The sequence below is a fragment of the Hyphobacterium marinum genome (genome assembly GCF_036330325.1).
In the GTDB taxonomy this organism is placed as follows: domain Bacteria; phylum Pseudomonadota; class Alphaproteobacteria; order Caulobacterales; family Maricaulaceae; genus Hyphobacterium; species Hyphobacterium marinum.
The window spans coordinates 16,750-37,854 of the sequence record NZ_JAZDRO010000007.1; the positions used below are offsets into that span (position 1 = coordinate 16,750).

A 21,105-nucleotide genomic window follows, 5' to 3' on the forward strand; every position below is an offset into this window, starting at 1 on the left:
GGCCGGATGAGACCGGCTAGCCTTCGGGCATGACTGATTCCCTCTCCCCCGAAATGGAAACCATCTGGCGCGAGGAACTCTCGCCCTTCCTCGCCGAACGGGAGGAGACGCGGAAAGCCGCTATCAAACAGCTCGTTCTCGGCACGGCAATCGGATTTGGTATTGGCGTGGTTGCGGCCATCTGGCTGACCAGTATCGGGGCGTGGAATTTCGGTATTTTCGCGCTGATCCTGCTGACGGCTATCGGTGGCGGCATCGGTTCGGCCAAGCTCAACGGGCTGCGCAAGGAAGTGAAGCTCGGTCTCCTCAACCGGCTCGCCGAAGCGCTGGGCATCCAGTACGCAATCAAGCCGGCCGCACCGGCGCGTTTTGACGTGTTCTGCGAGCATGGCCTTCTGCCGTCCCACAACCGGCGCAGTTTCGAAGACCATTTCTGGGGCGAGCTGCACGGTGCGCCGTTCGAACTCTACGAGGCCAAGCTGGTCCAGCGCCGCAAGTCGGGCAAGAACACCACCTATGTCACAGTCTTCCAGGGCGCGCTGATCCGGATCGAGTTTCCGCGCACGGTCGAGGGCGTCACTGTTGTCACCCGCGATGCGGGCTGGTTCAACGGGCTCGCGGCGCTCGGGCAGAAACGCCATGGCGGCAAGAAGATGGAGCGCGTGCGCCTCGTTGATCCGACATTCGAGAAAATTTTCGAGGTCTATTCGACCGACCAGGTGATGAGCCGCTACCTCCTGACGCCCTCCTTCATGGAGCGGCTTCTGTCACTGGAGACCGCGATGAAGGGCAAGAAGGTCCGCGCCGCCTTCGACGAACGCCATGGTGGCGGCGAGTTGCTGATCGCGATCGAGACCGGAAATCTGTTTGAACCCGGCACGATGTTCAAACCGCTGGACGATGATGGCCGGGTGCGCAACCTGATCGACGAGATCGACACTGTCACCGGCATTGTCGACCGGCTGGTCAAACCTGCCGAAGTCGGCGAGGCGTCGGCGGTCGCGGAGTAGAGGAGCTATTCACCGACGTTTTCGTCTCTCCCCCTCACCCTGACGGCTAACGCCGCCTTCCCTCTCCTTCTAGGGAAAGGGAGGGGACCCGGCCTGAAGCGATAGCGAAGGCTGGGGAGGGTGAGGGGAGACTACCCCTCAAACGTCCCCACCACAGGCACGTGGTCGGAGGCTTTTGGTTTGCCGCGCGTGGCCTTGTGAATCTCGATGGATTTGAGAATGTCAGCGGCCTGCGGCGAGCAAAGCAAATGGTCGATGCGGATGCCGTGATCCTTCTGCCAGGCCCCGGCCTGATAGTCCCAGAATGTGTACTGGTGCGCGCGCCCGTCGAGCTGTTCAAAGGCGCTGGTAAAGCCGAGCCACAAGAGCGACCGAAAGGCCTCTCTTGATTGCGGCAGGGTCAGCGCATCGCCTTCCCAGGCGGCCGGATCGTGAACGTCGGCATCGCGCGGAATGACGTTGTAGTCGCCGGCCATTACGAGGCGTTCTTCATAGGTCAGGAGCTCTGTCGCATGGGTTCGCAGGCGCTCCATCCAGGCGAGCTTGTAATCGTATTTCGGACCCGGTGCGGGGTTGCCGTTGGGCAGGTAGATCGAGGCGACCCGCACCGGCGCGTCCGGAGCGGAGACCACGCATTCGATATAGCGGGCCTGATCGTCCTCTGCATCGCCGGGCAGGCCGCGCACGGTTTCCTCGATGGGAAATTTCGAGAGCAGGGCAACGCCGTTGTAGGATTTCTGACCGTGGGTCTCGACATTGTAGCCCAGGCTTTCAATGTCCTCGCGCGGGAAGTTCTCGTCGATGCACTTGATTTCCTGCAGGCAGACAATGTCCGGCGACGCCTCGCGCAGCCAGTCGGTGACATTGGCCAGGCGCGCCTTGACCGAATTGACGTTCCAGGTGGCGATAGTGAAGGACATGGGCGCGCTCGCTCGGCGGTGACGAATACCAGCCAAGGTATCGCGCCGTTTGCCCGACCTGCCAACCGCGCAGACCGCACTCAGGTCAGAACGAGGGCATCACTGCGGCGGCGAATGTCCGATGTTTCCAGCCGGAAGGGGATGAGGGGGCGTTTGGTCGCCGGCGCAATCCTCGGCCCGACCAGGAAGCGGACACCGGCGTCCAGCGCCTGGCTGATGGCGGGCCAGGAGGGAGGCCGGCTGAGATAGGCCGACGCCCCCATGCGGACAGCCTGTTTGGAAAACTGCCCCAACGCGGCCGTTTGACGGGCGTCGAAGCGGAAATCACGCGCCGCTGGCGGGCTATCCCAGCCAAACAGGGCAATGCCCAGGCCTTCGAAGGCGGTCAGGTCGGTGTGGCCGAAGGGCAATTTGGCCAGCAGATAACCGGCATGCGGGCGCAAGGATTGAAAGGCATCCTGGATGGCGCATTGCGGCGTTCCGGTCTCGATGCCGTCCACACGGACAAAGGTGAAATCCCGCAGGGGCGGCGGAACCTCGCCCAAGGCGGCGAAGTAGCGTTGGCGTGTATCGCGCGTACTCAGCGTCTTGAGATGAACCTGCACGCAAATGGCAATGCGGCGACCGGCATCCGCGGCGTCGCGCATGGCGCGGGATGCGGCATCGCAGACGGCAAGGTCGAACGCGGCGTGGTCGCGCGGCTCGTCGTGACCGTGTAGCGCTGCCCGGCCATAGAGGAGATCTCCGGTGGCGTGCTCGTGGGTTTTCAGCGTGCAGAACTGGGTTGTGACAGCCTGTTTGCGGGAATCCCAGACCGGAACGAACACCGCTTCACTGTCACTGCGGAAATCGATCCGTTGCAGTTTCATCGCCTTGGGCCGGGCTGGCTTTTGCGGGGTAGCCGGGCCGGCGGCCTGGCGGGTCGCCTCACTGTTGGCAACACCTTCGGCCTGGAGCAGGGTGGCAAGATTGTCGAGATCAAGCCGCCGGGAGAGCGACTTGATCTGGAGTTTCTTGAGAATCTCGTCGCCCAGGAAGAACAGGTTGAGCGCGTCGGAAATTTCTTTTGTCTTGCGTTCCGATGCTGCGGGGTCGTCATCGGCAAAGAGCAGCATGAAGCCATCCTCGCACCGGATCAGGACATCATCGGGATCGATCCGCTTTTCGATGAAATGAGTGGATGCGTCGAAAACCTTGTGGCGAAGCTTGTCCCAGCGTTCGCCGGCACCGGTTTTAACCAGGTCGAGATTGATCAGCTGAAGCTGGCCGATATCGATATCGTGCCGCCCGGCGAGGACGCCTTTGAGCTGATTGATGATCGCGAATGGCATGGTTGCACCCTTTCAACCTGCCCCGCGTCTCGACACCTCCCGTATTCGCGCGGGTTGCCACAGTAACGCCAAAGGCCGCCTAGGGGTGCCGGAATCTCGATTTATGGTTTCCCGAATCCTTCGAATTTTGCGAATTCATCGACGTCCGCGCGCTCGCTGCGCCACTGATTGATGGGCGCGTCCGTATCGGCAAAGCCGAGCGCCATGCCGCAATAGACGATGCGGTCTTCGGGCAGTTTCAGCGCGACGCGCAGCGTCTCGCTGAACCGCGTCCAGGCTTCCTGCATGCAGGTGGCGAGACCGCGGTCCTGCGCCGCCAGCGATACCGCCAGCATGAACATGCCGAGATGGGCCCACTGGTTCGGGTTCATCTTGCGGTCGAGTGAGAAAATGAGTCCCATCGGCGCACCAAAGAAATCGAGATTGCGCATCAGGTGGGCGAGGCGCGCCGGCTTGTTCTCACGCGGAATGCCGATGGCGGCATACATCTGCTCGCCGAGGTCAAAGCGCCGGGAGCGGTAAGGCTCCCACAGTTTTTCCGGATAAACCGGGAAAGGATGTTCATCGCCAAACGGATCAGCGGCGATCTTTGCCTGCACGGCGTCGATGACAGCCCTGCGGGCCTTGCCCGTCACGACATTGACCAACCAGGGCTGGAGATTGCCGCCCGACGGCGCGCGGGCCGCATCGGCGAGGATGGCGCGGATCGTTTCCTCGCTGACGGGTGTATCGAGAAAGGCGCGGGCCGAGTAGCGCGCACGCAGCGCGTCGCGCACTTCCATCAAATCGTGAAGCTGACGCCACAGCCGCAGGCGGCGACCGCATTGGGATTGTCGATCTTGAAGGCTGCACCCAGAAGCTCGTCGACATAGTCGATCTTCGAGCCATCAAGGAAGGGCACCGAATCCGGGTCGATGGCGACGCGCGCGCCGTCTCGCTCCAGGATCAGATCGTCCTCGGCCGTTTGGCTTTCGAGATCGAATTTGTAGGAAAAGCCCGAACAGCCGCCGCCAATGACCGATACGCGCAAGAGTCTGGCTTCGGTCTGGGCCGCGATGATCGCCTTGATCTGGCGTGCGGCGTCTTCGGTGAGGGCGATGGTCGGTTCGCTCATGGGCAGTATCGGTTCCGTATCGTGGCGACAGGGGATATATGGACGCCCATGGCCGTCACGAAAAGACCCCCCGCATGAGTATCGGCGCGACCGACCGCAACCGTGCGCCCTATGCCAACCACCCGTCGCGTTCGCGCGGGCGATTCTATCCTCAGGCCGAAAGCGCGACCCGCAATGCGTTCCAGCGCGACCGCGACCGCATCATCCACGCAACCGCCTTCCGGCGTTTGAAGGAGAAGACGCAGGTTTTCGTCGCCCATGAAGGCGACCACTACCGCACGCGGCTGACCCATTCGCTTGAGGTTTCACAAATCGCCCGGACCATCGCCCGCGTCCTTGATGTCGACGAGGACCTCGCCGAGGCGCTGGCGCTGGCGCACGATCTCGGTCATCCGCCCTTCGGTCACGCCGGTGAGCGTGCGCTGGCGGAATGCATGACTCTGTTCGGAGGGTTCGATCACAACGCCCATACGCTGCGCGTCATTACCGATATCGAGCGCCGCTACGCGGCCTTCCCGGGACTCAATCTGACCTGGGAGACGCTGGAAGGCGTGGTCAAGCACAACGGTCCGCTGATCAATGCGGCGACCAGCGAAGACGATCTGCCCTGGGCGATCCGGGCCTATGAGGACTGGCGCTCGCTGGACCTCAACACCTTTGCCGGGGTGGAGGCGCAAATCGCCGCGCTGGCCGACGATATTGCCTACAACAATCACGATATCGACGACGGGCTGCGCGCCGGCCTGCTCGATATCGATGCACTCGCCGAATTGCCGGTGGTGGGGCCGATCATCCGTGACTGCCGCGCGCGCTTCCCCGAGGCGAGTGAGGCCATCGTGACGCTTGAGGCTGTCCGTGACCTGATCGGCGTGATGGTCGAGGACGTGCTGGCCGAGACGCGCAAGCGGCTTGATGCGGCACGTCCTGAGAGTGCCGAGGCTGTGCGGCAGGCCGGCCTTGAGATGGTGGCCTTCTCAGCTGACATGGTCGGGGCGCTAGCGGCCCTGCGCAGCCATCTCTTCGAGAACATGTACCGGCACTACAAGGTCAACCGGATGATGGCCCAGGCCGAGCGGGTCATTCGGGAACTGTTTGCACTTTTCCTGGAAGATCCAAAACTGCTGCCGACCAGCTACCGGCTGCGGGCCGGTGAGCCGGGATCGCAGGAACTGGCCCGGCTGGTCTGCGACTACATTGCGGGGATGACAGACCGGTACGCTCTGGAGGAACATCGCCGCCTGTTTACCGTACAGGGCTATTTCTAAGCAGCCCGTTTTCGGTGCCAAGGAATGCTATCGTTAAAGGAACGCGCCGCGATTCGCGGCCAGCGACGGGACTGACACCACGCCATGACGGAACGCGACACCGAACGCCGCCGCGGAGCCTATGTTCCGCCCGCCGACGAGGACGACACGTTCGACGCCCGCGACGACTCCCGGCGCGGCCCGCTGCTGCTGACGGCGGCCGCCGCCGTCTTCGTGTTGTTCGTCGGTGTCGTGTGGAGCGCCTATCGGCAAGGCATCCGGGAAGGCGGACGCGAAGCCGCCCCGCGCATCCTGGCCGATGCCGAACCCTATCGCGAACGCCCGGCCGATCCGGGCGGCGAGGAAACGCCCGATCTCGACATCAGCGCCTATGACCTTCTCGAAGGCGAGGGCGACGATACCGGCGATGCGACGCCGCGCCCGGGCCCGGAAGAGCCGATGGACGGCGCGACCCGTCCCGGCCTGCAGGTCGAGACCATGTCGCCCGATGAAGTCGATGATCCGATCGACGATTCGGCCGGTGCCGAGGTGGATGATACGCCGGTCCGGCTCGATCCGCCGGTTGACGACACCCCAATACGGACGCCCGAGGTCCAATCCCGGCCCGAAACAACGACTCCAGATACGTCCACGCCTACGCCCCAACCGGTCGAGACGGATGACCCGCCACCGGTCCGGACCGCGTCCATCGCAGCGGTGGAAGGCGGAGACTGGGTTGTCCAGATCGGCTCCTTCCGCAGCGAGGGTGAGGCCGAAGAGGCGTGGGTCAATTTCATTTCCCGCCATTCCGGTGTCGCCAGCGGGGTCAGCCCGGACATCCAGTCCGCCGAGATCGAGGGGCGCGGAACCTATCACCGCCTGCGCATTGCGGCCTTTGGCTCGCGCGATGACGCCTCGGCCTATTGTTCCAGCCTGCAGGATCGCGGGCAGGACTGTTTCGTCGCGCGCCGATGAGTGTCAGCGCGGCGATCTACGGCCTCTCCGGTCCGGAGCTGGACGCGAACGAGAAGGCCTTCTTCCGTGACGCCGCGCCCTGGGGCTTTATCCTCTTCGCGCGCAATGTCGAAAGCCCCAAACAGCTCGCTCGCCTGTGTGTTGCTCTGCGCGATGCGGTCGGACGTGACGCGCCGGTCTTCATCGACCAGGAAGGCGGACGCGTTCAGCGCCTGAAACCCCCGACCTGGCGGCAGGCCCCGCCAGCCGGTGAATTCGGCGCGCTCTACGCCAGGGATAGAGAGGCGGGGCTTGAAGCGGTCCGGCTCAATCACCGCCTTATCGCTCACGAACTCCGTGCCAGCGGGATCGATGCCGACTGCGCACCCTGTCTAGATCTCCAGATCGACGGGGCGGATGCGATCATCGGTGACCGCTCTTACGGGACTGACCCGGACGTGATCGCCGCGCTGGGCCGCGCTGCGATGGACGGCTTGCATGCAGGCGGCGTCGCCTCGGTCATCAAGCACATTCCCGGCCATGGCCGCGCCGACGCGGACAGTCATCTCGCGCTGCCGCGCGTCGACACGCCGCGCGAGACGCTGGAAGCGACCGATTTTGCGCCCTTCCGGGCCCTCAACGACGCGCCGATGGCGATGACGGCCCATGTCGTCTATGCCGACATCGACCCCGATGATCCGGCGACGCTGTCATCGGAAATGATCGCTTCGGTTATTCGCGGGTCGATCGGTTATGATGGCCTGGTGATGACCGACGATCTCTCGATGAAGGCGCTCTCCGGCACGTTGTCGAGCCGGGCCGAACGCGCACTCGGAGCGGGCTGCGACATGGTCCTGCACTGCAATGGTGTGCGCCGGGAAATGATCGAACTGGCCGACATTATCCCAACCCTGTCGGGTGACCCGCTACGCCGGGCCGATGCTGCGGCTGCGGTGCGGCGAACGCCGGAGACTTTTGATGCCAAGGCGGGGCTGGCTCGTCTCGAAGAGCTGATGAGTGCGGTGTCGTGACCGAGGAGTTCGAGGAGGACCTGCCGTTCAAGGCCGCCGAAGATGCCGACGACGAGGCGCTGATTGTCGATGTCGACGGCTATGAAGGCCCGCTTCACCTGCTTCTGGCGCTGGCCCGCAAGAAGAAGGTGGACCTGGCGAAAATCTCGATCCTCGAGCTCGCCGAGCAGTATCTAACCTTCGTTGCCGAGGCGCGGCGCAAGCGGCTCGACCTGGCGGCGGAATATCTCGTCATGGCGAGCTGGCTCGCCTATCTGAAATCCCGCCTCCTGCTGCCCAAGCCGGTCAAGGACGACGAGCCGGAACCCGAAGCGCTCGCCGCGTCTCTGGCGTTTCGCCTGCGCCGCCTTGAAGCCATGCGGCTGGCGGCCGAAGGCCTGTTCCAGCGCGATCTCTTGAAACGCGACCTGTTCGTTCGCGGTGCGCCAGAAGGCGTGCGCACGCTGCGGGCGGCGAAATACGAGGCCGATCTGCACGATCTTCTGCGTGCCTATGCCACACGGCGGCAATCGCGGATGCGCCACGATTACAAGCCGAACCTGCCCAAGGTTTACGGGCTGGAGACAGCGCGCGAGCGGCTGGAAACACTGCTGCCGGAAATACGCGATTGGCGCAATCTGGAAGACATTCTGCCCGAGGCCCGCGAGCTGGGTTCCGATCCGCCTCCGCGCCGGTCGGTGCTGGCAAGCTCGACGCTTGCCGCCCTGGAAGTGACCAAGGAGGGTCGCGCCGAACTGCGCCAGGACAAGGCCTTTGCGCCGATCAAGGTGCGTGGCCGCGACGAGAAGAAACCACAATGACTGACACGCCCGATCCGATCACTGAAGCCATCGCGAAGTTGCGCGCCCGCGCCGAACACCAGGGCGCGACCGAGACCGGCAGTGACGAGGCGGGGCCGCGGCTTGCCGTCGATGCCGAGCGCCAGCGTTTGCGCCGGCTGGAAGCGCTGCTGTTTGCAGCCTCCGAACCGCTCGACGTTGAAACCCTGCAATCACGCCTGCCCGCCGAGACGGATATCGAGGCGCTGCTGGCGACCCTGGCCGGGGAGTATGAAAACCGGGGCGTCCGGCTCTCGGAGGTCGGTGGCCGCTGGCGGTTCGAGACCGCTCCGGACCTGGCCGGCCTGCTGGCAGAAATCCGGGAAGAACCGCGCCGGTTGTCCGATGCGGCGCTGGAGACGCTTGCCATCATCGCCTACCACCAGCCCGTGACGCGCGCCGAGATCGAGGAAATCCGGGGCGTTGCGGTGTCCAAGGGCACGCTCGACCTGCTGTTCGAGTTACGCTGGATCCGCCCGCGCGGCCGTCGCCGTACGCCGGGCCGGCCGGTCACCTATGGCACGACGGAAGCTTTCCTTGATTATTTCGGCCTCGCCTCGATCGGCGATTTGCCGGGCGTCTCGGACCTGAAAGCCGCGGGCCTGCTCGATTCGCGCTTGCCGCCGGGCTTTTCCATCCCCGACCCGGCCCGGCCGGGCGGCGAGGAGGAAGACCCGCTCGACCCGGAAGCGGATGGCCACCTTTTCCATGTCGATTATCTCGATGGGGACGAAGGTGAGGAGAACTAAATCCGCCCCGCGCGTGAGTGTCGCGTTGGACGCGCGCGCCGGGATGGATTAAGCGTCAGGCAAGGGAAAAGCGGAGACCAAAATGGCACCGGGCATCTGGCAGATTCTTCTCGTCCTCGTGATCGTGCTGATCCTGTTTGGCGGGCGCGGCAAGATTTCCGCCATCATGGGCGATTTCGCGCGCGGCATTACCAGCTTCCGCAAGGGCCTGAAGGACAACGAGGAAAACGAGGGCGAGGGGGATAGCGGCAGTGCATCTTCCAGTGGCGAGATCCCGTCCTCTGACAGCGCGTCCACCGGATCTGCGGCGCGTGAGGAAGAAACCCGCAGGAGCTAGTTGAAACCATGAATATCGGTTTCGGCGGCGGCGAACTCTTCGTACTCGCCATCCTGGCGATCATCATCGTGGGTCCCAAGGACCTTCCGAAAATGATGCGTACGGTCGGCCGCCTGGTCGGCCAGGCGCGCAACATGGCCAAGGACTTCCAGCGCAGTTTCGACGAGATGGGCCGCGAGTCCGAACTCGAAGACCTACGCAAGGAAATCAATGCCCTGAAGGAGGCCAACCCGGTTGCGGACGTGCGCAAGGAATTGCGCGACATGGAACGCGATCTGCGGTCTCCCGCCGAGGTGAAGGCCGACAAGATCAAGGCCGCGGCCGATCTCGCGGCAGACGAGGCGTCTGCCAATTCCATCGCTCCGCCGCGCCCGGAAGCCGAACAGCCGGACAAAAAGATCAAGACCGGGGCCCCGGAAGATGAGTGAGACGTCCAAGCCCCATTCAAAGCCTTTGGCGAAACCGATTTCGAAGCCGGAGGCCGAGGGCGACGAGGTCGAGGCCTCGCGCGCGCCGCTGCTCGATCACCTGAAGGAATTGCGGCGCCGGCTAATCTGGGCGGTCGCGTCGATCCTCGTCGGCTTCATCATCTGCTTCATATTCGCCGAGCAGATCTACAATTTCCTGCTGGTTCCGTTCGAGAACGCCGCTGCGCGGGTCCGGACCGGCGATCTGCAGCTGGAGCTGATCTACACCGCGCCGCTCGAATTTTTCTTCGTGAAGGTCAAGCTGGCCCTTTTCGGCGGGATTATCCTTGCCTTCCCGATGATCGTTTTTCAGCTCTACGCCTTTGTGGCTCCGGGGCTTTACCGAAATGAGCGGGGCGCGTTCGCGCCATTCCTGGTCGCTGCACCGGTCCTGTTCGCGGCGGGGGCGTCCTTTGTCTACTACTTCGTCCTGCCTTTCGTGATGCGCTTCGCGCTGAACCAGGAGCAGACCGGCGGGGACGGGGTGGCGACCATCCAGCTGCTGACCCGTGTGTCCGATTATCTCAATCTTGTCACGACGATGATCCTCGCCTTCGGGATCAGCTTCCAGCTGCCTGTCCTTCTGATGCTTCTCGCCAAGGCCGGCATCGTGAGGGCGAAACAGCTCATCGGGTTCTGGAAATATGCGCTCGTGGGCATTTTTGCCTTCGCGGCCTTCGTCACACCGCCCGACCCGATCAGCCAGATCATTCTCGGTTCGGCGCTGATGGGTCTTTATGGCCTCTCGATCTGGGGCGTGATGCTGGTCCAGCGCAAACCCGAAGAAGAGAGCGAAGATACGGGCAAGGCCTGACCCCGTTGTCATGCGCGCTGCGCGCCGCTATCACCCGGCCAACACATCACGACAGGCCAGACCCATGCATGACATCCGCGCCATCCGCGACAACCCGGCCGCATTCGACGCCGGGCTGAAGACGCGTTTCCTTCCGGCCCAGGCCGACGATCTGATCGACCTCGATGCGAAGCGCCGCGATGCGCTCTCCCGCCAGCAGGAGGCCGAGACGGGCCGCAATGCGTTGTCAAAGCAGATTGGCGCGGCGAAGGCCAAGGGCGACGAGGCGGAATTCGAACGCCTGCGCGCCGAGGTCGACCGGCTGAAAACCGTCCTCGAAGAGTCGGGCGAAGAAGCGCGCCACTTCACCGAGGCGCTGAACCAGCATCTTGCCGGCATCCCGAACCTGCCCGAAGACGGTGTGCCCCTGGGTGAAGACGAAGCGGCCAATGAAGAAGTCCGCCGCTGGGGCGAGCCGCGCGATCTGGGCTTTACGGCCAGGGACCATGTCGATCTGGGTGAAGGGCTGGGGCAGCTCGATTTCGAACGCGCCGCCGCCATGTCGGGTGCGCGCTTTGCAGTTCTGCAGGGCGGTCTAGCGCGCCTTGAACGCGCGCTCGCGCAATTCATGCTCGACCTGCACACGGGTGAGCACGGCTATACCGAGGTCAGCCCGCCCTATCTGGTGCGCAGCGACGCCCTCTTCGGGACCGGCCAGTTGCCGAAATTCGCCGAGGACCAGTTCCGGACCACGGATGATCGCTGGCTGATCCCGACGGCCGAAGTGCCGCTGACCAATCTGGTACGCGAGGCGATCCAGAGCGAAGCGGAGTTGCCGCTGCGCATGACGGCCTTCACGCCCTGTTTTCGGGCTGAAGCCGGCTCGGCGGGCCGCGATACGCGCGGTCTCATCCGCATGCACCAGTTCCACAAGGTGGAGATGGTCTCGATCGTGCGGCCCGAGGACTCGGCTGAAGAGCTCGACCGGATGACGGGCTGCGCCGAGGAAGTCCTCAAACGTCTTGAACTGCCGTACCGCACCATGCTGCTGTCGACAGGCGATATGGGCTTCTCGGCCAAGCGCACCTACGATCTCGAAGTCTGGCTGCCGAGCCAGGACACGTATCGCGAGATTTCGTCCTGTTCGAACTGCGGAGACTTCCAGGCCCGCCGCATGAATGCGCGCTTCCGCCGCGAGGGTGAGAAGAAACCCGAATTCCTGCACACGCTGAACGGATCAGGCGTTGCGGTCGGTCGGGCCATGCTGGCCGTCATGGAAAACCACCAGAATGCCGACGGCTCGATCAGCATCCCCGACGCGCTGCGCCCCTATATGGGCGGGCAGGAGCGGCTGGCGAAATGAGCTTTCCTGACAATCCCCGCATCCTCCTGACCAATGACGATGGAGTGCGCGCGCGCGGCTTGAAGTCGCTGCAGCGGATTGCCGCCGCCCTGTCCGATGATGTGTGGACCTGTGTGCCGGCCGAAGAACAGTCCGGGGCCGGGCGGTCGCTGACGCTTCATGATCCGCTGCGCGTACGGCAGACCGGCGAGCGCGAATTTGCCGTCACCGGCACGCCGACCGACGCGGTGCTGATGGGCATTCAGGACCTCATTCCTGGCAAAAAGCCCGATCTCGTCCTGTCCGGTGTGAACCGCGGCGCGAACATCGCCGAGGACGTCACTTTCTCGGGCACAGTCGCGGGCGCGATGCAGGGCATGCAGCTCGGCATTCCCTCCATTGCGCTCAGTCAGGCCTATTCCTGGCAGGCCGGTGCGACGTTGAAATGGGAAACCGCCGAGACGTTCGGCGCGCCCATCGTGCGCAAGCTGATGAAGGCGGGTTGGCCGGAGGATGTGCTGATCAACATCAACTTCCCTGACCGCCCACCGGAAGAGGTGCGTGAGGTGGAAGTCACGCGTCAGGGCCGGCGCAACCAGGATATCGTCCATGCCGAGAAGCGGACCGATCCGCGCGGCGTCGATTATTACTGGATCGGCTTTCGAGGCCTGCCGCAAAGCCCCGAAGCCGGTGATGATTTGCACGCGGTCATGGAAGGGCGGATATCGGTCACGCCGCTGCATGTCGATCTGACCCACATGGAAACCCACCACGAATTGCGCGGCCTTCTGGGCGGCGCGCCGCCCCGGGAATAGCCGCCATGGCCGGTCCCGATCCCCGCATGATCCAGCTCGTCATGGCGCTGCGCGGCGGCGGGATCAGCGATGCAAAGACGTTGGGTGCGATCGAGCGTACGCCGCGCGACCTGTTCGTGCCGCAGGGCTTTGCCGAACATGCCTATGACGACCGGGCGCTGCCCATCGACTGCGGGCAGACGATCAGCCAGCCCCATGTTGTCGGTCACATGACCCAGGCCCTGAAGCTCGATGACCGCTGTAAAGTGCTCGAGATCGGCACCGGGTCGGGTTACCAGGCCGCGATCCTCGCCCGGCTGGCGCGCCGCGTTTACACGGTGGAACGCTACCGCACGCTGGCGCGCGAGGCCGAGGCGCGCTTTGCGGCGCTGAAGCTGACCAACATTGTCACCCGCGTCGGGGACGGCTCGCTCGGCTGGCCGGAACAGGCGCCGTTCGACCGGATCATCGTCACCGCCGCCGCACCGGAACGGCCCGACGGACTGTTGGACCAGTTGAAAGCCGGTGGTCTCGCCGTCGTCCCGGTGGACCGTGAAGGCGGCGGGCAGACGCTCTATCGCTACGAGAAGACTGCGAATGGCGTGACCGAGACCGCGCTCTTCGATGTGCGCTTCGTGCCGCTGGTCAAGGGGCAGGCCCGCTCGCTTTAATTTCGCCAAGGCCGAAGATGGCTAACCGACGGTTAAGCCTTGTTGAGGTTTCCTGTGTCGCTGTAAGTCGGGCAATGGCCTGGAGGACCGGCCATGCGCGAAATGGCGCGCATCTCCATTCTGGTGTTAGCAGCCGTGCTGCTGAGCGCGTGCGCCAACCGCGCGCCGAGTTCGCTTGCGCGTATTGATCACCGCGATCTGACGCGCGCGCCGCAGCAATCCTATCAGCCGACCTGTGCGCCGGGATCGGAATACCGCGTCCAGCCCGGCGACACGGCATCCGAAATCGCGGAAGCCTGTGATGTTTCGCTGCGCGACCTCGCGGCGGCGAACGGCCTCAGCGCCCCCTATACGCTACGCGCCGGCCAGGTGCTGCGCATGCCGCGCCCGCCGGTTCATGTCGTTCAGCGCGGAGAGAATCTCTACCGGATAGGACTTCGCTACGGGCTCGATTTCCGCGAGCTCGCAGCCCACAACGGGCTTCGCGCGCCCTATGAGATCGAGATCGGACAGGAGCTCCGCCTTCCGAACGGGGCACAGCCTGTGCGTACGGCATCGAATGACACACCGCGAACATCGCGCCCGTCGACTTCGCGGCCCTCAACGACGACAACGCCGCCGCCACGGCAGGCACCGGCACGGTCGGGACCGCCGACGCTGCCGGACAATGATCCGCCCCCGCGCGCCAGTTCCGGTCCGGTCACATTCGCCTGGCCGCTGCGTGGTGAGGTCATCTCCGAATTTGGGCCCAAGCCGGACGGCCGCCGCAATGACGGCGTGAATATTCGTGCCAATGAAGGTGACTCCATCCGGGCCTCGGCCGCCGGGCAGGTCGTCTATGCCGGCAATGAGCTGGCCGGTTATGGCGAACTGGTCCTCATTCGCCATGAGGGCGGCTGGGTGACGGCCTACGCCCATAACTCCCGGCTTCGCGTCAGCGAGGGCGAGCAGGTCACCGCGGGGCAGATCATCGCGGAAGCCGGATCGACCGGGACGGTGGACTCACCCCAGCTGCATTTCGAGATCCGGCGCAACACGACCCCGGAAGACCCGATGCGGCACCTGCCGGGCAGCTAGGCCAGGCCGAACTCCACCGTGACGGCGCGGGCAATTTCCGCATGAAAGGCGTCGGTTGTCCGTTCCGTCGGGCCTGGGACATTCAGATAGCTGACAATCAGAAGCGGGCCACGCTCTTCCGGCGAGACCGGATAGGCGAAGGCGGCGTCATTGCTCTGATCGTTTGAACTGGTGCCAGTTTTGTCGCCGGCAATCCAGCCGTCAGGGAGTCCCGCGCGAAGCCGCCGCATGCCGGTGGACGCAGCGATCATCCAGCCGCGCAACAGCTCCCGCGACTCCGTACTCAGAACATCACCGAAGAGAAGCCTGTTCATCGTCTCCAGCATCGCCCGGGGTGTTGAGGTATCACGCGGATCGCCGGGAAGATTCTCGTTCATCTCCGGCTCGTAGCGGTCGAGTCGTGTTTCCGTATCGCCGAATTCTCGAACGATAGCGGTGAAGCCGTCCGGCCCGCCCATCGTGTCGAGCAGCAGGTTCGCGGCGGTGTTGTCACTGGTGCGCACGGTTGCGGAACACAGCGCCTCCACCGTCATGCCGGTATCGGTGTGGTCCTCGGTCACTGGCGAATAGAAGACGAGATCGTCAGCCGTATAGGTGATAAGGCGGTCGAGACGTTCGTCCCCGCTCTCAACGCGTCGCAGGACAGCGGCAGCGAGCAGCCATTTGAAGGTCGAGCACACGGCGAAGCGCTCGTCGGCGCGGTGGCCTGCGCTGCGTCCGGTGTCGGTGTCGAGCACGGCGACGCCGATGCGGCCACCGCTCCGGTTCTCGATATCCTCGAAAATCAGGCTGAGCGCGGAGTGGCTCTCAACGGTGGCGGTGGCGTTCTCACGCGTACAGCCTGCCAGCGGAACAAGGCAAATTGCCGTCACCACGGTGCGCCGTGACGGTCCGGTCGAATGTTTCAAGATCGGGTCTCCCTCTTCCCCGGTGTGAAATATTCGCCCCCAAATTCCCCGTCCTGCATGAGAAAACGGGAAGATGGCCGAAGCGGGGCATACCGCTTCCCCTTGTTGCAACGCGGGCGCGCCCCGATATAGTCCCGCGACTCTTTTCAAAGCCCGCCTGGAACACACGAGGGATGGACCATGTTTGAAGCTACCGCGTACGCCGCATCGGGCGGAGCCGCCGCCGGTGGAGGGATGGAAGGCCTGCTGCTGCAGCTGCCGATGTTCGCCCTCATCATCGCGGTCTTTTACTTTCTCCTGATCCGCCCGCAGCAAAAGCGGATGAAGGAACACCGGGCGATGGTCGAAGCCGTCACACGTGGCGACGAAGTCGTTACCCAGGGTGGTATGATCGGCAAGGTGACCAAGGTCACCGATACCGAAGTGACGCTGGAAATCGCCAAGGACATCAAGGTCCAGGTGCTGAAAGCCACGCTCGCCGACGTGCGGTCCCGCACCGCGCCGAAGGCGGCCAACGACACCAAGACGACCGTCACCAAATCCTGATCCTCTAACCGCAGGACGGCCCCGTCATGCTGTATTTCGCGCGCTGGAAACTGCTTTTCATTTTCGCGGTCATCGCGATCGGGCTGCTGTATGCGGTGCCGAACCTGGTGCCGGAAAGCCAGCGCTTTGAAATGCGCAATGGAGAGGTGACCGAGGAGGCGCAGGGCGTGTGGCGATTCCTGCCCCATGACTCCGTCCGCCTGGGTCTCGACCTGCGCGGCGGTTCGCACCTCGTCTTCGAGGTCGACATGGAAGAGGTGCGTGCCAACCGCCTGGAAGGCCTGCTGGAAGAGGCGCGCGTCGCCTTGCGCCAGGACCCGGCGATCATCACGCCGCGTCCGGCCATTGTCGGTGGCGAGGTCGTGGTCCGCGTCAATGATGCGGCCGATCTTGACCCGGCTTACGAACGCCTGCAGCGCCTGTCCCAGCCAATCGGCAACCCGGCGACGGGCGGCGGCACGGCGCGGACCGCTGATATCCGCCGGGATGGGGCGGAAAACACGATCCGGATTGCCATCACCGATGCTGCGCTCGACGACGTCCAGCGCCGCACCGTGCAGCAGTCGGTCGAAGTCATCCGGCGCCGGATCGACGCCACCGGGACCACTGAGCCGACCATCGCACCGCAGGGCGATCAGCGCGTGCTGGTCCAGGTGCCGGGCGAAAATGATCCGCAGCGCATCATCGATCTGGTCGGCCAGACTGCAGCGATGAGCTTCCACATGGTCGATCCGACCGTGTCCATCGGGCCGGACGGACAGGGCCGCACGCCGCCGGGCGTGGAAATCCTGCCGCAGGACAACCCGGCCGAACCCTTCCTCGCGGTTCAACGCCGTGCGCTGGTCTCCGGCGAAAACCTGACCAATGCGGTATCGACCACCAATCAATCCGGTCAACCGGCAGTGTCTTTTACTTTCGACACGACCGGCGCGCAGGCCTTTGGCCGCGCCACCCAGCAGAATGTCGGCCAGCGCTTCGCCATCGTTCTGGACGGCGTGATCATTTCCGCGCCGGTCATCCGCAGCCCGATCATTGGTGGCTCGGGTATTATCGAGGGGAATTTCACCTTCGAGACTGCCAACGACCTCGCCATCCTGTTGCAAGCCGGTGCGCTTCCGGCCTCGCTGACACCGGTTGAGCAACGCACGGTCGGTCCGGGCCTGGGGCAGGACTCCATCGAGAAGGGCGAGATCGCCATTCTCGTCGGCTTTGTTGCTGTCATCATCTTCATGCTGCTGGCCTATGGCATGTTCGGGGCATTCTCGACTGCCGCCCTTCTGGTCAACGTCATCCTGATCCTCGGCGCGCTGACCGGGCTCGGTGCGACGCTGACCCTGCCGGGGATTGCGGGCATCATCCTGACCATCGGTATGGCGGTGGATGCCAACGTACTGATTTTCGAACGGATACGGGAAGAAAGCCGCGCCGGGAGAAGTCCGGCCAACGCGGTCGAGACCGGCTATTCGAAAGCCCTGTCGGCCATTCTTGATGCCAACATCACGACCTTCATTGCCGCAGCCGTGCTTTACATGCTCGGTGCCGGACCGGTGCGCGGCTTCGCCGTGACGCTCGGGATCGGGATCATCACCTCGGTCTTTACTGCCTTCCTCCTGTCGCGCCTCTTCGTTGCGATGTGGATCAAGGGCGTGAAACCCAAAACCCTGCCGATCTGAGGACGGACCCATGTCACTGGCTCTCGTACAGCACATTCCGCACGCGGCAGGCATTCCCTTCGTCAAGGGCCGCATTGCCGCCTTCGTCCTGTCGACCGTCCTGATGATCGGCTCGATCGGCGCGTATTTCGTCAACGGGCTGAACTTTGGTATCGACTTCACCGGCGGGATTTCCATTGAAATCCAGACCGAGGAAGCAGCCGATCTCGGTCTGATCCGCGAACTGGCGGGCGGGCTCGATCTGGGTGCCGTCGAGGTCCAGAATTTCGGCTCCGACACCGAGGTCCTGATCCGTGTTCAGGCCCAGGAAGGCGAGGGGCTGGAGGCCGAGGAGGCGCAGCAGGCCGCTCGCGAGCGGCTGCAGACCGCGCTCGATGACAACTATCCCGGCGGAGTCGAGTACCGCTCCGTCGAGGTGCTCGGGGCAAAGGTGTCCGGCGAATTGCAGCGCGCCGGGGCACTCGCGGTCGGTGTCGCCCTGTTGTTGATGCTGATCTATATCTGGTTCCGGTTCGAGTGGCAGTATTCGGTCGGCGCGATCCTGGCGCTCGTGCACGACGTCATCCTGACCATCGGCATGTTCGCGGTCACCCAGCTGGAATTCAACCTGTCGACCATCGCGGCGATCCTGACCATTGTCGGCTACTCGATGAATGATACCGTCGTCGTCTATGACCGGATCCGCGAGAACATCCGCAAGTTCCGCAAGATGGAACTGGCTGAGCTGTTGAACCTCTCGATCAATGACACGCTGTCGCGCACCATCCTGACCTCCATGACCACGCTCGTGGCGCTGTTCGCGCTGTGGGCCATTGGCGGTGCAGCGCTGCAGGGCTTTGCTTTTGCCATGATCTTCGGCGTCGCGGTGGGGACGTATTCATCCATCTTCGTGGCCGCGCCGATCCTGATGGTCACCAAGGTGGCGCGGGAATCGTCGGACTGATCTTCACGGCACGGCTGGATTTGATAGTCTCCCCCGGCCTTTATTGAGTCGGGGAGGGCTTCATGGCTGGAATACTCACCAATCTTCGCATGACCGTGATTGTGTCGCTGGCACTCGCGGCGATCTTCCTGTTCGGATACGCCTTTGCCTATCCCGATATCGGGTTCAATGGCGCGTTCTGGATGGCCTTGGCGCGCTGGTCGCACGTGGTGGCCGGCATCATGTGGATCGGCCTGCTCTGGTATTTCAACTTCGTCCAGATCCCGACCATGCCGTCCATTCCCGACGAGCTGAAACCGGCTATCGGCAAGCATATCGCGCCGGCCGCCCTTTGGTGGTTCCGCTGGGGCGCGGCCTTCACCGTGCTGACCGGCCTGCTTGTCGCCTATCTGCGGGGCTATCTCGTCGAAGCGCTTAGCTTCGGTCTCGCGGCCGGTAATTATTCGCCGAACTATTCCTTCATCGGGATCGGCATGTGGCTCGCTCTGATCATGGCGTTCAATGTCTGGTTCATCATCTGGCCGAACCAGAAGATCGCGTTGGGCCTGGTCGAGGCCGAGGCTGACGCCAAGCCGAAGGCGGCGCGGACCGCGATGCTGTTCTCGCGGACCAACACGCTCCTGTCCCTGCCCATGCTGATAGCCATGGCCGGGGCCCAGACCCTGTTCGGGTAGGGCCAACACATTTCTCCTTCCCCTTGATGGGGAAGGTGGTCGAGCATCAGCGAGACCGGAATGGGTGGGTGACTCCGAACGTCTGAGTTTCCCACCCTCTCCGCCTCGCATTCGCTCGGCACCTCTCCCTTCAAGGGAGAGGAGGGCTACGGCCTCCCTCTACCCCGCCGCAGCGAAGTTGTCGGCGGCGAAGTCCCAGTTGGCGAGTTCGTTCAGCCAGGTCTCGATGAAGTTAGGGCGGGCATTCTGGAAATCGAGATAATAGGCGTGCTCCCACACATCGAGCGTGAGGAGCGGGGTGACGCCTTCTTCGCTGACCGGGGTTTCGGCGTTCGGGGTCGTGGTAATGACGAGCTTGCCGTCCTTCGCGACCAGCCAGGCCCAGCCCGAACCGAACTGCCCGGCGGCGGCCTTCGAGAATTTTTCCTTGAAGCCGTCAAAGCTGCCGAAGCTGGCGGCAATGGCCTCGGCGAGCGCGCCTGTCGGTTCACCTCCGCCATCCGGGCTCATCGAATTCCAGAAGAAAGTATGGTTCCAGGTCTGGGCAGCGTTATTGAAAATGCCTGACTGGCCTTCATCTCCGGCGGTCTCGCGAATGATGTCCTTCAGGGACATGTCGTCAAACTTGGTCCCCGCGATGGCGTCATTGAGTTTCTTCACATAGCCGGCATGGTGTTTTCCGTGGTGGAATTCCAGCGTCCGGGCGGACATATGCGGTTCCAGCGCGTCGCGGGAATAGGGAAGATCGGGGAGGGTGAAGGCCATGGTGGATAACTCTCTTTGTCTTGTCGCCACATCCCGGAGACCGTGCGCCCCGGGCCTGTTTGCCATATGGTTGGTCAGGTGCGAATTGCCAGTAAAAACGGGCTGATGACTGACACAACGTTCCATGATGGCAGCAGTTCCGGTTCCGACGGCCAGCTGGCAGCGCTGTTCGCGCGCGAGCCGCAGCGCACGGCGCTGACCGCCCTGCATGCCTGGCACGCGGAGATTTCCGGCCTGCCGTTGCGTATTTCAGAGCCGGCCATCGGCGCAATGCGTATGGCCTGGCATCGTGAGGCCGTCGATGACGCCTTCGCCGATCCGCCCGCAGTGCGCCGCAATCCGGTGATCGAGGGCGTGGCAGCCATGCGCGACATGCCGGGATCGCCCGGCGCCACCGCGCTGACCGGCATCATTGACGCCCATGACCGTGACTTCGAGGGCCGCAGCTTTTCCGGACTGGATGCGATGGCGGAATTCGCCGGGGCGGGATGGGGAAAGGTCATGTCCATTGCGGCGGGCCTGCTCGACCCGGAAGTCAATGAAGCCGAGCCGATCGCCGCCGCAGGTGAGGCCTGGGGACTGACTGAAATCCTCCGCAGTTTTCCCTACCGGGCGGGGCGGGGGCTGGCGACCATCCCCGATGACGTCATGGCCGAGCACGGTCTGACCCTTGCGCGGATCGCGACCGGACGGGAACCGGAACTTGTCCGGAAGGCGCTCCAACCCGTGATCAGTCTGGCCCGAGAGCGGCTGGAGGTGGCCCGCACCCAAGTCCGCCAGCTTCCGCCCGTGCTTTTCCCTGCCTGGGCTCCGGTTGCACTATCGGGGGCCTATCTGAACAAGCTGGAACGCGCAGACGATCCCTACCGGGCTGATCTCGCGCTGTCACCGCTGACCCGGCGGCTCACCCTGATGAAGGCCTCGCTGACCGGGCGGTTCTAGGC

At 63.9% G+C, this 21,105-nt stretch carries 24 protein-coding genes; 18 read left to right on the plus strand and 6 right to left on the minus strand.

What is annotated here, in order from left to right:
• Nucleotides 1-29: 29 nt before the first annotated feature.
• Nucleotides 30-1,010: a DUF3137 domain-containing protein gene (locus tag V0U35_RS13090; protein ID WP_330197182.1), complete on the plus strand. Its 981-nt coding sequence runs from the start codon at nucleotides 30-32 to the stop codon at nucleotides 1,008-1,010.
• Between the two features lie 131 nt (nucleotides 1,011-1,141).
• On the opposite strand, the gene V0U35_RS13095 is transcribed toward V0U35_RS13090, so the two are convergent.
• The 4 genes from V0U35_RS13095 to V0U35_RS13110 form a co-directional block, all read right to left on the minus strand.
• Nucleotides 1,142-1,930: an exodeoxyribonuclease III gene (locus V0U35_RS13095; protein WP_330197183.1), complete on the minus strand. Its 789-nt coding sequence runs from the start codon at nucleotides 1,928-1,930 to the stop codon at nucleotides 1,142-1,144.
• 80 nt (nucleotides 1,931-2,010) lie between these two features.
• Nucleotides 2,011-3,261: a hypothetical protein gene (locus V0U35_RS13100; RefSeq protein WP_330197184.1), complete on the minus strand. Its 1,251-nt coding sequence runs from the start codon at nucleotides 3,259-3,261 to the stop codon at nucleotides 2,011-2,013.
• A gap of 101 nt (nucleotides 3,262-3,362) precedes the next feature.
• Entirely contained in the window at nucleotides 3,363-4,043 is a 681-nt protein-coding gene (locus V0U35_RS13105; RefSeq protein ID WP_330197185.1) for a nitroreductase, read from the minus strand.
• The gene (locus tag V0U35_RS13110; protein WP_330197186.1) at nucleotides 4,043-4,375 is read right to left on the minus strand and encodes a HesB/IscA family protein; all 333 of its coding nucleotides are present in this window, start codon (nucleotides 4,373-4,375) and stop codon (nucleotides 4,043-4,045) included. Before V0U35_RS13110 ends, V0U35_RS13105 begins: the two co-directional genes overlap by 1 nt.
• A 74-nt stretch (nucleotides 4,376-4,449) precedes the next feature.
• On the opposite strand from V0U35_RS13110, the gene V0U35_RS13115 reads away from it, so the two are divergent.
• The 12 genes from V0U35_RS13115 (at nucleotide 4,450) to V0U35_RS13170 (ending at nucleotide 14,652) form a co-directional block, all read left to right on the plus strand.
• Nucleotides 4,450-5,640, plus strand: coding sequence for a deoxyguanosinetriphosphate triphosphohydrolase (locus V0U35_RS13115; RefSeq protein ID WP_330197187.1), 1,191 nt, complete (start codon nucleotides 4,450-4,452; stop codon nucleotides 5,638-5,640).
• Nucleotides 5,641-5,724: 84 nt separating this feature from the next.
• Nucleotides 5,725-6,594 carry an SPOR domain-containing protein gene (locus V0U35_RS13120; protein WP_330197188.1) on the plus strand — a complete coding sequence of 290 codons (870 nt, stop codon included), beginning with the start codon at nucleotides 5,725-5,727 and terminating at the stop codon, nucleotides 6,592-6,594.
• Nucleotides 6,591-7,604: a beta-N-acetylhexosaminidase gene (gene nagZ / locus V0U35_RS13125; protein ID WP_330197189.1), complete on the plus strand. Its 1,014-nt coding sequence runs from the start codon at nucleotides 6,591-6,593 to the stop codon at nucleotides 7,602-7,604. Before V0U35_RS13120 ends, nagZ begins: the two co-directional genes overlap by 4 nt.
• A complete protein-coding gene (locus V0U35_RS13130) occupies nucleotides 7,601-8,404 on the plus strand; it encodes a segregation and condensation protein A (protein WP_330197190.1) in 804 nt (267 codons plus the stop codon). Before nagZ ends, V0U35_RS13130 begins: the two co-directional genes overlap by 4 nt.
• A complete protein-coding gene (scpB, locus tag V0U35_RS13135; protein ID WP_330197191.1) occupies nucleotides 8,401-9,171 on the plus strand; it encodes an SMC-Scp complex subunit ScpB in 771 nt (256 codons plus the stop codon). Before V0U35_RS13130 ends, scpB begins: the two co-directional genes overlap by 4 nt.
• 82 nt (nucleotides 9,172-9,253) lie before the next feature.
• Nucleotides 9,254-9,508: a twin-arginine translocase TatA/TatE family subunit gene (locus V0U35_RS13140; RefSeq protein WP_330197192.1), complete on the plus strand. Its 255-nt coding sequence runs from the start codon at nucleotides 9,254-9,256 to the stop codon at nucleotides 9,506-9,508.
• Between the two features lie 8 nt (nucleotides 9,509-9,516).
• Nucleotides 9,517-9,936 (plus strand): Sec-independent protein translocase protein TatB, encoded by a 420-nt coding sequence (gene tatB / locus V0U35_RS13145; protein WP_330197193.1) that lies wholly within the window; start codon nucleotides 9,517-9,519, stop codon nucleotides 9,934-9,936.
• The gene (gene tatC, locus V0U35_RS13150) at nucleotides 9,929-10,789 is read left to right on the plus strand and encodes a twin-arginine translocase subunit TatC (protein WP_330197194.1); all 861 of its coding nucleotides are present in this window, start codon (nucleotides 9,929-9,931) and stop codon (nucleotides 10,787-10,789) included. The genes tatB and tatC overlap by 8 nt, the downstream gene beginning before the upstream one ends.
• Nucleotides 10,790-10,853: 64 nt before the next feature.
• Complete coding sequence (serS, locus tag V0U35_RS13155) at nucleotides 10,854-12,131, plus strand: serine--tRNA ligase (RefSeq protein ID WP_330197234.1); 1,278 nt, start codon at nucleotides 10,854-10,856, stop codon at nucleotides 12,129-12,131.
• Complete coding sequence (surE, locus tag V0U35_RS13160) at nucleotides 12,128-12,925, plus strand: 5'/3'-nucleotidase SurE (protein ID WP_330197195.1); 798 nt, start codon at nucleotides 12,128-12,130, stop codon at nucleotides 12,923-12,925. The genes serS and surE overlap by 4 nt, the downstream gene beginning before the upstream one ends.
• Before the next feature lie 5 nt (nucleotides 12,926-12,930).
• The gene (locus V0U35_RS13165; RefSeq protein ID WP_330197196.1) at nucleotides 12,931-13,575 is read left to right on the plus strand and encodes a protein-L-isoaspartate(D-aspartate) O-methyltransferase; all 645 of its coding nucleotides are present in this window, start codon (nucleotides 12,931-12,933) and stop codon (nucleotides 13,573-13,575) included.
• Between the two features lie 93 nt (nucleotides 13,576-13,668).
• Complete coding sequence (locus V0U35_RS13170; protein ID WP_330197197.1) at nucleotides 13,669-14,652, plus strand: peptidoglycan DD-metalloendopeptidase family protein; 984 nt, start codon at nucleotides 13,669-13,671, stop codon at nucleotides 14,650-14,652.
• On the opposite strand, the gene bla is transcribed toward V0U35_RS13170, so the two are convergent.
• Complete coding sequence (gene bla, locus V0U35_RS13175; RefSeq protein WP_330197198.1) at nucleotides 14,649-15,560, minus strand: class A beta-lactamase; 912 nt, start codon at nucleotides 15,558-15,560, stop codon at nucleotides 14,649-14,651. The two genes, V0U35_RS13170 and bla, sit on opposite strands and share 4 nt — an antisense overlap.
• Before the next feature lie 180 nt (nucleotides 15,561-15,740).
• Here bla and yajC point away from each other — a divergent pair, with 180 nt between their 5' ends.
• The 4 genes from yajC (at nucleotide 15,741) to V0U35_RS13195 (ending at nucleotide 19,396) form a co-directional block, all read left to right on the plus strand.
• On the plus strand, nucleotides 15,741-16,106 hold the full coding sequence (gene yajC / locus V0U35_RS13180; protein ID WP_330197199.1) for a preprotein translocase subunit YajC: 366 nt from the start codon (nucleotides 15,741-15,743) through the stop codon (nucleotides 16,104-16,106).
• A gap of 26 nt (nucleotides 16,107-16,132) precedes the next feature.
• Nucleotides 16,133-17,779 carry a protein translocase subunit SecD gene (gene secD / locus V0U35_RS13185; RefSeq protein WP_330197200.1) on the plus strand — a complete coding sequence of 549 codons (1,647 nt, stop codon included), beginning with the start codon at nucleotides 16,133-16,135 and terminating at the stop codon, nucleotides 17,777-17,779.
• A gap of 10 nt (nucleotides 17,780-17,789) precedes the next feature.
• A complete protein-coding gene (gene secF, locus V0U35_RS13190) occupies nucleotides 17,790-18,722 on the plus strand; it encodes a protein translocase subunit SecF (RefSeq protein ID WP_330197201.1) in 933 nt (310 codons plus the stop codon).
• 62 nt (nucleotides 18,723-18,784) lie between these two features.
• Complete coding sequence (locus V0U35_RS13195) at nucleotides 18,785-19,396, plus strand: urate hydroxylase PuuD (protein WP_330197202.1); 612 nt, start codon at nucleotides 18,785-18,787, stop codon at nucleotides 19,394-19,396.
• Nucleotides 19,397-19,555: 159 nt separating this feature from the next.
• Here V0U35_RS13195 and V0U35_RS13200 read toward each other — a convergent pair whose 3' ends face one another.
• Nucleotides 19,556-20,161, minus strand: coding sequence for a superoxide dismutase (locus tag V0U35_RS13200; RefSeq protein WP_330197203.1), 606 nt, complete (start codon nucleotides 20,159-20,161; stop codon nucleotides 19,556-19,558).
• A gap of 105 nt (nucleotides 20,162-20,266) precedes the next feature.
• Between V0U35_RS13200 and V0U35_RS13205 the strand changes: the two genes are divergently transcribed.
• The gene (locus tag V0U35_RS13205) at nucleotides 20,267-21,103 is read left to right on the plus strand and encodes a squalene/phytoene synthase family protein (RefSeq protein ID WP_330197204.1); all 837 of its coding nucleotides are present in this window, start codon (nucleotides 20,267-20,269) and stop codon (nucleotides 21,101-21,103) included.
• Nucleotides 21,104-21,105 lie beyond the last annotated feature (2 nt).